Below are 13,112 nucleotides of genomic sequence, written 5' to 3'. Positions count from 1 at the left end.
CCCCGCGCCCCTTCGGGGGCGCGGAGGTTGGCGCATGTCGAGACAGCCCCCGCGTCCTGGAAGGGGCGCGGGGGCTGGTCTCACTTGGATGCGAACGGGCCTTCCAGCGCTGCCCACTGGAGCAGCATGATCGTCTTGGCGTCGGCGATCTCGCCCGTCCTGATCATCTCCAGGGACCGGCGGAAGGGGAGTTCGAGGATCTCGATGTCCTCGCCCTCCTCGTCCAGGCCGCCGCCCTCGTGGGTGCGGGTGGAAGGGCCGTAGGCGGCCGCGTAGAAGGAGATCCGTTCGGTGACCGAGCCGGGGCTCATGTAGACGTCGAAGACGTGCTGGACGGCGCCGACCGTGTGGCCGGTCTCCTCGACGACCTCCCGGCGGACCGCGTGTTCCGGGTGCTCGTCGGCGGCGTCCAGGAGGCCCGCCGGGGTCTCGATCAGCATGCCGTCGGAGTGGCCGTTGACGTACACCGGGAAGCGGAACTGGCGGGTGAGCAGGACGGTTTCACGCTCGGCGTCGTAGAGGAGGAGCGTCGCGCCGTTGCCGCGGTCGTGGGTCTCGCGTTCCTCGGTGTGCCAGGTGCCGTCGGCGTGCCGGTAGTCGAAGGTGGTGGCCCGCTCGACGTACCAGTGGCTGGACAGCAGTTTCACCTCCCGGACCCGCACGCGCGGATTGCCGGTCAGGTCCAGGCCGGTGCGGTCGAGTCCGGTGCGGCCCCGGCGGTCGGGGGTGTCGATCCCGGCGGTCATCGGGGACCGTCCGGGCAGGCGGGGGTAGAGAGGTCACTCATGATCACCTGTCTACCACCCGCCCGCGGCAGCGCCCCCGAAGGGGCGCGGGGCTGTATCAATATGCAGCTCCGCCGCGTGGGCGCGACCAGCCACGACGGCGCCGTGGGCGACCGACAACCGACACCCGCGCCACCCGGCGGAGCGCTCAGTGCACTTCGGCCCGTGCCGGGCCCTCGTCGAGGAAACCGCCCGACTGGTGCTGCCACAGCTTGGCGTAGGCGCCCTCGGCGGCGAGCAGTTCGTGGTGCGTGCCCTGCTCGACGATCCGGCCGCGGTCCAGGACCACGAGCCGGTCCATGGAGGCGACCGTGCTCAGCCGGTGCGCCACCACCAGCGCCGTACGCCCCTCCATGAGCCGCCACAGCGCCTCCTGGACGAGCATCTCGCTCTCGGAGTCCAGCGCGCTGGTCGCCTCGTCCAGGAGCAGGATCGGGGCGTCCCGCAGGATCGCCCGGGCCAGGGCGACCCGCTGGCGCTGGCCGCCGGAGAGCTTGACGCCGCGCTCCCCCACCATCGTCTCGAACCCGTCCGGCAGCGCGTCGGCGAACTCCGTGACGTGCGCGGCCTCGGCGGCCAGCCGGATCTCGGCGTCGGTGGCGTCGGGCCGGGCGAAGGCGATGTTGTCCCGCAGGGTGCGGTGGAACATCGCCGGGTCCTGCGGGACGTAGGCGATCTGGCTGCGCAGGTCGGTCTGGCGCAGCCGGCTGATGTCCTGGCCGCCGATGGTGATCCGTCCGGCGTCGATGTCGGTCATCCGCAGCAGCAGCCGGGTGAGGGTGGTCTTGCCGCCTCCCGACCGGCCGACGAACCCGAACTTCGAGCCGCTGGGCACGTCCAGTTCAAGCCCCTCGAACAGCGGTTTGGCGCCCGCGTGGGTGAAGGAGACCTTCTCGAAGCGGACGTCGGCGGCCCGCGGCGCGAGCGGTTCCGGGGTCACCGGGTCCAGCACGGTCGGCTGCTCCAGAAGGAGTTCGGTGAACTGGGCCGCCTCCGTCATGGAGCTCTCCATGCGCCGGTAGATCTGGTTGAACTCGAACATGATCCGGGTCGCGTTGGTGTAGTAGGTGAAGGCGACCACGACCCCCTCCACACTGTGCCCGCCGCCGGCCAGGCCCACCGCGAGCAGCAGGCCCAGCGCGTTGGTCGCGACGGACATCGGCGCGACGAACGTGTCGATGCGCAGGTTGCCGTAGTCCCAGGAGCGCAGGGTGCGCCGCCTCGACTCGGCCACCCGGGACCGGTGTTCGGCGGCCTCCCGCCCCTCGGCGGCGAACGCCCGGACCGTGTCCATGTTCATCAGGCTGTCGGCGACATGGCCGGACACCCGCGCGATGGCCTCCTCCCGCTGGGCGACCAGCCGCTGCCGCCGCCGGATCAGCGGCACCACGCACACCGCGGTGACCGCGATCATCGTCAGCAGCGCGACGACCAGGAGCGGTTCGTAGCGCCACAGCACCACCGACCCGAACAGCAGGGGCACGAAGCTGCCCACGATGTTGAAGGTGAGCGTGTCGGCGAACTCCTCGAAGCGGGTGGCGAAGCTCAGCACCCGCTTGGTGAGCGACCCCGCGAAGTTGTCGTGGAAGAACGCGGAGTCCTTGGCGAACAGTTCGTCCATGCCGATGACGTACAGCTGCTCGATGCCGAGCGCGTCCAGACGGTTGAGGCAGTGCAGACCGATCCGCCAGAACACCTCCGCCAGCAGCAGGACACCGCCGAAGCCGAGGACGTACGGCAGTGCGGCGCCGAAGCCCAGGCCATGGGCGTCGGCGATCCGGCCGACCAGCTTGGCGACGACCAGCGGCGCCACGTAGTTGATTCCGATGTTGCCGAGCGCCGGCAGCAGCGTTCCGGGCAGGGTGAACCGCTTGAGCCGCGCCAGTTCCCGTCCGTAGTAACGAAGTGCGAGCACGACGGCACCTTTTTGCGGTCCGCTCGCCGGTAAATCGACCGAGGATGTCATCTCAACCCTGTGTAATCGTCGCACGGCATGCCGAGTCGGCCGCCGTGTGTGCGCGGCGGCCTGGAATCGGCAGGTCAGGAAAGGGAAGTGTGCCGCGACGGCGGGCACGGAGTCCACGTGTTTTCCGGTCGGCGGCTACTGTGCGAACACACGGTCGACGCCGCTGCGGGGTTCAGCCCAGCAGCAGGGACCTCGGCTGGGCGGAGAGGGCCTGGTCGAGGACGAGGGAGGCCGCGCCCACGGCGGCGACGTTCTCGCCGAGGGTGGTGGAGAGCACCGTCGTGGGGTGGGTCGCCTTCACGAACGGGGAGCGGGCGACCATCGGTTCGATGACGGGCAGCAGGCGGTCGGCGAGCAGCTTCCAGGTCGGTCCGCCGAACACGATGGTGTCGACGTCCAGCAGCGTCGCCGCCGCGCAGACGCCCCGCCCGATCCGGATCGCGAGGCGCTCGATGATGCCGTCCGCCTGGGCCTCGCCCTCGGCCGCGAGCACCGCGAGACGCTCCAGACCGCGCTGGGCGTCGGCCGGGTTCGTCACCGTGTACTCGGCGCCGAGCACGCCCAGGGCGACGGCCTCCTCGACGAGCGTCTTGGTCGAGGAGGCGGCGCCGAGGCCGCCGACCTCGCCGGCGTTCCCGGAGACCCCGCGCAGCACGGTGTCCTCCACCACCAGGCCCATGCCGGAGCCGGTGCCGAGGTAGAAGAAGAGCAGGTTGCGGCTGTCGGTGGCGGCTCCGGTCCAGCGCTCGGCGACCACGGCGGCCGTGACGTCCTTGTCGAGCAGCGCCGGGAATCCGGTCGCCTCGCTGAGCCGGTCGCGCAGCGGGTAGCGGCCCCAGCCGGGCAGTTCGGGCGGGTCCACGACCCAGCCGGCGTCCGCGTCGATGGGGCCCGGCGCGGCGATCCCGAGGCCCAGGACCCGCTCCCGGTCGGCGCCGGACTCGGCCACGATCGCGGACACCGAGGCCGCCATGTCCGCGGCGATCTCGTCGGTGTCGCCGCCGCTCGGCGTCACCACACTGCGCTGGGCGACGACGGTGCCGAGCAGGTCCACCAGGACGCAGGTGATGACCGCCGGGTCGAGGTGCACACCCACCGCGTACCGGGACGCGGGGTCGATTTCGAGGAGGGTGCGGGGCTTTCCGCTGCCGGTGCTCCGCTTGCCCGACTCCCGTGCGATGCCCTGGTCGATCAGCCGGCGGGTGATGTTCGAGACCGTCTGCGCGGACAGCCCGGTGGCCTGGGCGAGTTCCACCCGGCTCAGGCCGGTGGGGTGGCGGCGGATGGCGTCCAGGATCACGGACTCGTTGAAGTCACCGAGGCGCGGCAGGTTGGTACCACGCCGGATGGTGGGCTTCCCGGTGCTCGCCGTGGTCCCCGTCATGCTCGTCAACGTGCTTCTCCCTGCCTCGGCCGGCGGCGCCCCGCGTCCGCTCCTCCGACGCATTCAGTTGGTGGAATGTTATGCCACGGCTGTGCGGCCGGGGATGGTCCTGGCGCGTACACGTCAGGCACCGTCCGAGGGTCCGGCGGCCGGGCGCAGGCGCAGCGTGCGGATCTGGAACGGCCGGAACCGGAGCTGGACGGCGGCCTCGCCGGGCCGCGGCGCGAGCCGTTGTTCCGGCCGCTCCAGCAGGTCGCAGTCGTGTACGGCGGCGGTCGCGAAGCCCGCCGACAGACGTGCCGAGACCGCTCCCCCGCAGGCCTCGTACAGGCGCACCACGATGTCGCCGCTGCGGTCGTCGGCGAGCTTCACCGACTCCACGACCACATCGGTGGTGTCGAGGGCGACCAGCGGCCGGGCCTCGGCCGGGGCGGGCCGCAGCGGCAGGTTCATGGCGTAGCCGCCGGCGACGGCCTCCTCGATCCCGGCACCGGCGAGCAGTGCGTAGCCGAAACTGTGCCGGCCGCGGTCGGCCCCCGGGTCGGGGCTGTGCGGGGCGCGCAGCAGGGAGAGCCGGAGGGTCGTGGTCGTACCTCCGTCCTCGCGTGTGTCGCGGCGGACGTCGTGCCCGTAGGTGGAGTCGGTGAGCAGGGCGGCGCCCCAGTGCCGTTCGCCGACGTGCACCCAGCGGTGCGCCCACAGTTCGAAGCGGGCCGCGTCCCAGCTGGTGTTCTCGTGGGTGGGCCGCCGGACATGCCCGAACTGGATCTCGGCGCTCTCCTGGTCCGCGTGCACGTCCAGCGGCCAGGCCGCCTTCAGTACGGTGTCGCGCTCCTGCCAGTCGATGTCGTTGCGGACGGTCACCCGGCGGCTCTCGGCGGCCACCTCGATGTGCTGGACGAACCGTGAGGCGCCGTGGGCGCGCTCGACCCGCACCGCGGCGAGCAGCGGTCCCTCGTCCACGAGCGTCACCGACTCGGCCTCGTCCAGGTCGTGCACGGTGTCCCGGTAGTACGGGTCGAGGTTCCACGCCGACCACAGGTTGGGGTCGTCCGGGTGAAGTTGGAGGAGGTTGCCGGCGGCGCCGGGGGCGATGGCCTCGCGCCGGGCGGCGTGGTCGTACACCGAGGTGAGCAGACCGCGCCGGTCGACGACGACCGTCAGCACGCCGTTGCCGAGGACGAAACCGCCGTCCCGGGCGGTGGCGGTGACCGAGCCCCGGTGGTCGTCCACCGTGCCGCCGGAGGCGAGCGCGCCGGCCTCGGCGAGGACGGCCGTACGCCCGTCCGACAGACGCTGGCCGCCGGCGGACCCGGCGACGACCACCACCTCACGGCGGGCGTACGGCCCGGCGTTGAGCAGGGCGGCCGGGCCGGGGAGAGCGGCGACGGCCTCGGCGATCAGTGTCTCCAGCTCCGCGTGGATCTCCGCGTACTCCCGCTCGGCCTGCTGGTGCACCCACGCGATGGACGAGCCGGGCAGGATGTCGTGGAACTGGTTGAGCAGCACCCGCCGCCACAGCGACTCCAGCCGCTCGTACGGGTACGGCGCCCCGGCCCGGACGGCGGCCGTGGCGGCCCACAGCTCGGCCTCGCGCAGCAGTGCCTCGGCGCGCCGGTTGCCGCGCTTGGTGCGGGCCTGACTGGTGTAGGTGCCGCGATGGTTCTCCAGGTACAACTCGCCTCGCCACACGGGTAGTTGGTCGTGCTCGGCGCGGGCCGCGGCGAAGAACGCGTCGGGGGACTCGATGACGACCTTGGGCGAGCCCTCCAGGTCGCGCAGGCGGCGGGCCTTCTCCAGCATCGAGCGGGTGGGACCGCCTCCGCCGTCGCCGTGGCCGAACGGGGCCAGCGAGCGGGTGGCCACCCCCTTCTCCGCGAAGTTCCGCTCGGCATGGGCGAGTTCGGCCGCCGTGAGGGAGGCGACGTAGCTGTCGACGGGCGGGAAGTGGGTGAAGATCCGCGATCCGTCGATGCCCTCCCAGGCGAAGGTGTGGTGCGGCAGCTTGTTCGTCTCGTTCCAGGAGAGCTTCTGCGTGAGGAACCACTGGGCGCCGGCCAGCTTGGCGAGCTGGGGGTAGGCGGCGGTGTAGCCGAACGAGTCGGGCAGCCACACCCCGTGCTGCTCGACGCCGAACTCCTTCTCGAAGAACCGGCGTCCGTGGACGAGTTGGCGGGCCAGCGCCTCGCCGCCGGGCAGATTGCCGTCGGCCTCCACCCACATGCCGCCCACCGGCACCCAGTTGCCGTCGGCGGCGGCCTTCTTCATCCGGGCGAAGATCTCCGGCCGCTGCTCCTTCATCCACGCGTACTGCTGTGCCGAGGAGCAGGCGAAGACCAGCTCGGGGTACTCCTGCGCCAGCGTGGTCATGTTGGTGAAGGTGCGGGCGCACTTGCGCACGGTCTCCCGGACCGGCCACAGCCACGCCGAGTCGATATGGGCGTGGCCGACCGCGGCGACCGTGTGCGCGGAGGCGTGCGCGGGCCGGGACAGTACCTCGACGAGGTGCCGGCGGGCCGCGGGCGCCGTCCTCGCCACGTCGGCCGGGTCGACGGCGTCGGCGGCGCGGCGCAGCGCGTGCAGGATCTCGTGCCGTCGGGAAGAGCCCAGCGGCAGCTCGTGCATCAGTTCGTCCAGCACCTCGATGTCGTGGACGAGGTGCCACACCTCGTCCTCGCGCACCGCGATCTCGGCCTGTACGAGCCGGTAGAGAGGCGCGGTACCCGCGGTGTCGAGGGAGCCGTAGTGGATGCCCACGCCGGCGCTGGCGACGATCGGCGGGTTGGCGGCCAGCTCGACCAGCAGGTCGACCGGGGCGCCGCCGGTGGCGGGGTCGGCGAGGAGCACGGTCCGGTGGTACGGGTGCAGGCCCTGGATCGGCGTGCCCTGGGCGTCGTGGACCAGGCCCTCCGCCTGGCCGCCGGGTCCCTTGGTCAGGTCGAAGCCCAGGTCGAAGACGGCCTCGACCCGGTGGCCCGCCCACTCCTCGGGTATGTCCGCGGTCGCCCGCAGCCAGGTCGTCGCCCAGGGGCCGCCCCAGGTGGAGCCGAGCGTGAAGGGCGTGTAGTCGGCGCGCAGCGCGTCGGCCACCGGGACCGGTTCGCCGTCCACGAACCAGGCGTTCAGCTCGAAGGGGCGCGCGGCACTGTAGAGGGCGGGGCGGACGACCCGGTCCAGCAGCTTGCGGATCCGGGTCTCGATGATCCGGCGGTCGTCATGCACGGTGCGGGTCCTTCCGGACGTCGTGCTCGGGGTCGGGCAGCCGGACGGTGTCCTGAGCGCCGTCCGGCCAGGTCACGTCCGCGAGCAGGGTGGTGCCCTCGGCGCGGGCGGTGATGCGGGGCAGGACGGCGGGGTCGGCGCCGCCGAGGTGGATCAGGGCGATGTGCAGGGTGCCGTGGGCGACGGGTCCTTCGGTCTCCACGACAGGGGTCGCGGACGGGGAGCCGAGGGCGTTGCTGTCGATGCCGGGGACCACGGCGGCGCGGGGCAGTCCCCGCACGCCCACGACCAGCGAGACCAGCCCGTCCTCGCCCACCACCCGGGCGGCACCGCCGTCCGCCCGGCCGGCCAGGGCCCAGCCGCCGATGCGCAGCACATGCCCGGCCCCGGGATCGCCGTCGACGCGTACGGCCCGTACCTCGACCGGACCGCGCAGCGCGGACCCGACGGTGATCCAGGGGCCGGGCGTGTAGCGGGTGTCGGGGCCGCCGAACGGGTCCCAGGTCGTGTCCTCGGGCCAGTGCGCGCGGGAGCGCGAGACCGCCGTGCCGCCGTCCAGGGACACCCTGGTCGCGGGGCGCCGGTGCGAGGCGCGGCCGGCCGCGTCCAGCAGCACGACCGCGTTGTCGAGCGGGTCGGCTCGCACGGCGCCGGCCGTGGGATCCCCGGGTGTCTCGGGTGCCGTGTGCGTGGAGTAGGCGAAGCGCGCGTAGCAGGGGTCGTCGGCGTGTGGCCGGCCCGGGTCGGCGTGGTCGCCGCCGTGGTTGACGACGCGGACGACTCCGTCGTCGGCGGTGCCGGAGACGAGCCAGCCGGGTGCGGCCAGGGATCGGGTGAAGTCGCCTTGCTCCACGGCGAGTCGGGCCTCCTGTTCCGTCCACACCGGGTGGTCCGGCGGCAGCAGGAGGCCGATGAAGCCCTTCGACGCCCAGTACGGGGAGGCGGGGCCCGAATACACCTGGAGGATGCCGCGGAACGGGCGCCGCCAGCCGAGGGTGAGCAGCCCGTCCGTGTCCGTGCCGGAGGAGCCGAGGTGGTCGAGCATCCGGTTGGCGATCGCCCGGGTCTCCCCCGGCGCCAGCGGTGTGGCGTCGAAGAGCGCGCCGGTCCACAGCGGGGCGAGTGCCGCGTGGCGGTAGGTGAGCGAGCGGCCCTGGATCAGCGGAGAGCCGTTGGCGCCGACCAGCAGCCGCTGGTCTTCGAGGAAGCGGTGCAGCCGGGCGCGGTAGCGGTCGAGGAGTCCGGTGGGCGCGGCGGTGCCGAGGATGCGGCAGAACCACAGCGGGTACAGGTGCATGGCCCAGCCGTTGTAGTGGTCGAAGTTGCGGTGCTCGCCGCCGGTGAGTCCGTCGGAGTACCAGCCGCCGCCCGCGTACCAGCCGTCGGTGAGCGCGATGACCCGGTCCAGGTCCTGCTGCCGCCACGCTCCGCCGGCCGTGCGGGCGAAGGCCTCGGTGACGCCCTGGAACCAGATCCAGTTGTTGCCGGGCATCGGGTCGCCGGTCATCGGGGCGAGCCAGTCGAGGATCCGCTGTCTGACCCGGTCGTCCAGGCGGTCCCAGATCCAGGGCCGGGTCTCGTGCAGCGCGAGGGCGACGGACGCGGCCTCGACCTTGGCCTGGTCGCACTCGGCGAAGGTCGGCCAGCGGCCCGGGTTCTCCGGGTCGGTGCCGGCGGCCAGTCCGGCCGCGTACCAGCCGGCCAGGTCGTGCGGGTCGGCCCCGCCCGCCCCCGCCAGCCGGAGTCCGGCCAGCAGGAACGTGCGGGCGAAGCCTTCCAGGCCGTCACTGCGTACGCCGTTGGCGCTGGGCACGCCGGGCAACTGGACCAGGGCGTGGTCCTCGGTGGCGTACGGCCGTACGGCGAGCAGTATCCGGTCCGCGGTCCGCTCCCAGTGGGCGCGGTCCTCGGCGGGGGTGCGGTTCATGAGGTGCGGGTCTCCCATGCCTGTTCGAACTCGGCGCGGATCTGGTCGCCGGCTTCCTTCCGCCAGTTCTTCATCGCGTCGTCCCAGGCGCTGAGCGGGAGGCGGCCCTGCATGATGCCCTTGCGGGTGTCGTCCAGGAGGGTGCCGAACAGCTTGGACTTCTTGGAGTCGGTCGGCGAGTACAGCGGCTCGGCGGGGTTGGGGATCAGTACCTTGACGGCTTCCTTCTGGAAGGCGTACTGCTCGCGCACGATGTCCGGCTCGGCCGGGTAGTACAGCGTGAACGGCGCGTCCGTCGCGAAGATGGTCGGCAGCGTGGCCTCGGCCTGGCCCTGCGGGGTGAGGACCGGGTCGGTGCCCTTCAGGGTGTGGTCGGGGCCCCGGACCCCGTACTTGCGCAGCAGGTAGGCGTCGGTGCCGAAGGGGGCCGCCAGGGCGTTCATGGCGCGCAGGATCTGCTGGATGCGGGACTTGGGGGCCTTCTTGACGATGAGGGTGGCGTAGTTGGCCGAGCCCTGCCACTGGCCGCCCCTGCCGCCGTCGTAGCCGGGCGCCATCATGTAGCCGAGTGCGAAGCCCTTCGTCGCCGGGGCGTAGTTGGTGTAGTAGTCGTTCCACGCGGCGGGCGCGTCGGGGTTGATGACGGTCTGTCCGCCGCCGAACCAGTCCTTGGCCTTGCCGAGCACGCTGTACGTGTCCGGGTGCATGACCCCGGCCCTGGTGAGCTGCCGGACCGCGTCGAGGGACCGCCTGGCCTCCTCGGTCTCGTAGTACCAGGTGAACTTGCCGTTCTCCTCGCGCCAGTTGTTGGGGGCCTTCAGCATCTGCATCACGAGGTTCCAGGCGGTGATGCTGTCGCCGAGGGCGTACTGGTTGTGCTTGGGGTCCGTGACGTCCTTGCACAGCTGGACGAACTCGGTCCAGCTCTTCGGATTCGGGTCGAGCCCGCGCTTGTTGATCAGGTCGAGCCGGGTGTAGGCGGGACCGCCGGAGAGCGGGCGGGGCATGGGCAGCGCGTAGATGCCGCCGTTGCGTACGCACGGCGCCCAGGAGGCGGAGGGGATGTTGGCGAGGTAGGGGTAGTCCCGGATGCGGTCGCCGGACAGGTGCGGGGTGAGGTCCTCGAAGAGGGTGTCCAGCATGTCCGGCGTGGCCGCCGAGTTCTGGTCCGGCCTCAGCATCAGCATCGTGTCGGGCAGATCGCCGCCCGCGACGGTCACGGCGAACTTGGCCGGGTAGTCGCCGACCGGGGTGATCTCGAAGTTGAGGTCGCAGCCGACGCTTCTGTTCAGGTTCTGCCAGAGGACGTTGCGTCCGGCCGGCGGCGGCACCGGGTTGAAGATCAACGTCATGATGTCGATGGCGGGGCCCTTGGCGGGCGGCCCGTCCGGGAAGGCCGTGACCGGGTCGGCCGGGTAGTGCAGGTAGCCGGGTGCGACCCCGTCCGCGGTGGCCGGCATCGATGTCGGCACGCCTTTGTACGGGATGTACGTCGGCAGTGGCGCCTGGGCGTTGGCCTCACGCGCGGTGGCGGGGCGGTGGTCCCCGCAGCCGGCCAGGGTCAGGCCCGCCGTGACACCGGCGGCGGAGGCCAGGAAGCCGCGCCGGCTCAGTCGTCGCGTTCGTGGCTTCATCGGGCTGCTCATCCCTTCACCGCCCCGATCATCACGCCCTTGTTCATGTGCCTCTGCAGGAAGGGGTAGATGACCACGATGGGCACGATCGACAGAACCAGGATCGCCGCCTGCAGCGACTGGGCCGGCGGCAGCGGCGCCCCGGCCGTGACATCCACCTGGCCGCCGCTGAGTGCCGCGTTGTTGACGACGTACGTCCGCAGCACCAGTTGCATGGGCCACTTCGACGCGTCGTTCATGTACAGCAGGGCGTTGAAGAACGCGTTCCAGTACGTCACCGCGTAGAACAGGCCGATGACGGCGACGGACGCCTTGGACAGCGGCAGGACGAGCCGGGTGAGGATCTTCCACTCGGAGGCGCCGTCGATCCGGGCCGCGTCGATCAGCTCGGCGGGCAGGCCCATGAAGAAGGAGCGCAGGACGATCACGTTGAACGCGTTGATCATGGTGGGCAGGATCAACGACCAGTAGCTGTTGATCAGATGGAGCTGCTTGACCATCAGATAGCTCGGGATGACACCGGGCACGAACAGCATCGACATCAGCAGGAGCAGCAGCACGGGCTTGTGCCCGAAGGATCCGGGGCGGCTGAGGCCGTACGCCAGGAAGACGGAGGAGACCAGGCTGAGGCCGGTGCCGACGACGGTGACACCGACGCTGACCAGCATGGCCTTGGAGACGATCCCGCCGTTGAGCAGGGCCTGGTACGCGAGGAGCGTGGGGTGGTCGGGCCACAGGACGTAGCCGCCCGACTTGGTGACCTCCGCGGTGTCGGCGAGCGAGGTCGAGACGATCGCCACGAAGGGCAGCACGACCAGGATCACGCAGACCAGCAGGATCAGTGACTTGACGGACCGCCAGGGCAGCGAGCCGGGGGTCTCCCCGGGGACGGCGCTGTAGGCGCGGCGCGGGCGGCGGCGCACGGGGTGGGCCGGTGACAGCGTTGTCATGACCGGTAGACACCTTCTTCCCCGAAGAAGTGGGCGATCTTGTTGGCGCCCAGCACGAGCACCACCCCGACCAGGCCCTTGACGAGACCGACGGCGGCGCTGACGCCCCAGTCCCCGGCGATCAGGCCGTGGTTGTAGACGTACGTGTCGAGCACCTCGCTGTTGTCCAGGCCGACGCCGGTCTGCTGGAGCAGGATCTGCTCGAAGCCGACGGACAGCGCGTCGCCGAGCCGGAGGATCAGCAGCAGGATCACCAGGCCGCGCAGGGCGGGGAGGGTGACGTGCCAGGTCTGCCGCAAGCGGCTGGCGCCGTCCATGGCGGAGGCCTCGTAGAGGTTGTGGTCGACGCGGGAGAGGGCGGCGAGGAAGAGGATCGTGCCCCAGCCGGTGTCCTTCCAGATGACCTGCGAGGTCAGCAGCGTCTTGAACAGCTCGGGGTTGCCGATGATGTTCCAGGTGCCCATGTCGTGGGCCTGGAGGAACAGGTTGACCATGCCGCTGCCGCCCAGCAGCTGCTGGAACAGGGAGACGACGACCACCCAGGACAGGAAGTGCGGCAGGTACAGCACGTTCTGCACCCACTTCTTGACGCGTTCGCTGACCAGGCTGTTCAGGGCGAGCGCCAGGAGGATCGGCGCGGGGAAGACGAACACGACCTGGATCAGGGTGAGTTCGAGGGTGTTGACCAGCGCGTGCAGGAACTGCTCGTCGCCGTTGAACAACACGTCGAAGTTCTTCAGCCCGCTCCACGGGCTGTGCATGATGCCGATGTACGGCTGGTAGTCCTGGAACGCGATGACGTTGCCGAGCAGCGGGATGTAGTGGAACAGCAGCAGGACCGCGAGGCCTGGTATCACGAACCAGAACAGGCCCAGGTCCCGGCGGCGCCCCGGCCGGCCCTGCCTCGGGCGGCCTCTGCCCGGCGGCCCGCCCTCCTCGGCCGGACGAGCGGCCGGTTGTTGCAGCGTTGTCATGACGAGAGAGCCCTTTCGCCTAGAGAGACGTGAGACGGGCGTGTTCCGGCCACCCCCAGGGACCGGCAGAAGTATGTAAATCCAATCGATGGGCTAACGTCAATGCTTCCGACAGGTAAATTCATGCGGCGGGTTCGGCGCTTGTGAGGAGGCGGCGTTGACGCATGCGGGAGGGCGGGCTCGGCGGCCTCCGGAGCCACGAAGTCGCCGGGATCCGGGCGGCCGCCGCTCCTCGGGTGCGCGTGCGGCGGGAGTCGGCCGCTCAGGCGG

The 13,112-nt window shown here is 71.4% G+C and carries 8 protein-coding genes; all 8 read right to left on the bottom strand.

The window, feature by feature from the left end:
* Nucleotides 1-80: 80 nt before the first annotated feature.
* The gene (locus ACGFZQ_RS12760; protein WP_393840343.1) at nt 81-746 is read right to left on the bottom strand and encodes an NUDIX domain-containing protein; all 666 of its coding nucleotides are present in this window, start codon (nt 744-746) and stop codon (nt 81-83) included.
* A gap of 187 nt (nt 747-933) precedes the next feature.
* The gene (locus tag ACGFZQ_RS12755; protein WP_393840342.1) at nt 934-2,751 is read right to left on the bottom strand and encodes an ABC transporter ATP-binding protein; all 1,818 of its coding nucleotides are present in this window, start codon (nt 2,749-2,751) and stop codon (nt 934-936) included.
* 172 nt (nt 2,752-2,923) lie between these two features.
* A complete protein-coding gene (locus ACGFZQ_RS12750) occupies nt 2,924-4,135 on the bottom strand; it encodes an ROK family transcriptional regulator (protein ID WP_393840341.1) in 1,212 nt (403 codons plus the stop codon).
* A 123-nt stretch (nt 4,136-4,258) separates the two neighbouring features.
* Complete coding sequence (locus tag ACGFZQ_RS12745) at nt 4,259-7,357, bottom strand: alpha-mannosidase (RefSeq protein WP_393840340.1); 3,099 nt, start codon at nt 7,355-7,357, stop codon at nt 4,259-4,261.
* Nucleotides 7,350-9,284 carry a DUF2264 domain-containing protein gene (locus ACGFZQ_RS12740; RefSeq protein WP_393840339.1) on the bottom strand — a complete coding sequence of 645 codons (1,935 nt, stop codon included), beginning with the start codon at nt 9,282-9,284 and terminating at the stop codon, nt 7,350-7,352. Before ACGFZQ_RS12740 ends, ACGFZQ_RS12745 begins: the two co-directional genes overlap by 8 nt.
* Complete coding sequence (locus tag ACGFZQ_RS12735) at nt 9,281-10,918, bottom strand: ABC transporter substrate-binding protein (protein ID WP_393840338.1); 1,638 nt, start codon at nt 10,916-10,918, stop codon at nt 9,281-9,283. The genes ACGFZQ_RS12740 and ACGFZQ_RS12735 overlap by 4 nt, the downstream gene beginning before the upstream one ends.
* An 8-nt stretch (nt 10,919-10,926) precedes the next feature.
* Entirely contained in the window at nt 10,927-11,868 is a 942-nt protein-coding gene (locus tag ACGFZQ_RS12730) for a carbohydrate ABC transporter permease (protein ID WP_393840337.1), read from the bottom strand.
* Nucleotides 11,865-12,842 carry an ABC transporter permease gene (locus tag ACGFZQ_RS12725; RefSeq protein WP_393840336.1) on the bottom strand — a complete coding sequence of 326 codons (978 nt, stop codon included), beginning with the start codon at nt 12,840-12,842 and terminating at the stop codon, nt 11,865-11,867. Before ACGFZQ_RS12725 ends, ACGFZQ_RS12730 begins: the two co-directional genes overlap by 4 nt.
* Between the last annotated feature and the right edge of the window lie 270 nt (nt 12,843-13,112).

This window comes from Streptomyces sp. NPDC048254, assembly GCF_043201895.1.
Lineage (GTDB): Bacteria > Actinomycetota > Actinomycetes > Streptomycetales > Streptomycetaceae > Streptomyces.
This window is presented reverse-complemented; position numbering and strand designations above follow the sequence as displayed.

Excerpts from the sequence above, each read along its gene's own strand:
- ACGFZQ_RS12760 (WP_393840343.1), bottom strand. The coding sequence starts at position 746 with ATGACCGCCGGGATCGACACCCCCGACCGCCGGGGCCGCACCGGACTC.
- ACGFZQ_RS12755 (WP_393840342.1), bottom strand. The coding sequence starts at position 2,751 with ATGACATCCTCGGTCGATTTACCGGCGAGCGGACCGCAAAAAGGTGCC.
- ACGFZQ_RS12750 (WP_393840341.1), bottom strand. The coding sequence starts at position 4,135 with ATGACGGGGACCACGGCGAGCACCGGGAAGCCCACCATCCGGCGTGGT.
- ACGFZQ_RS12740 (WP_393840339.1), bottom strand. The coding sequence starts at position 9,284 with ATGAACCGCACCCCCGCCGAGGACCGCGCCCACTGGGAGCGGACCGCG.
- ACGFZQ_RS12735 (WP_393840338.1), bottom strand. The coding sequence starts at position 10,918 with ATGAAGCCACGAACGCGACGACTGAGCCGGCGCGGCTTCCTGGCCTCC.
- ACGFZQ_RS12730 (WP_393840337.1), bottom strand. The coding sequence starts at position 11,868 with ATGACAACGCTGTCACCGGCCCACCCCGTGCGCCGCCGCCCGCGCCGC.
- ACGFZQ_RS12725 (WP_393840336.1), bottom strand. The coding sequence starts at position 12,842 with ATGACAACGCTGCAACAACCGGCCGCTCGTCCGGCCGAGGAGGGCGGG.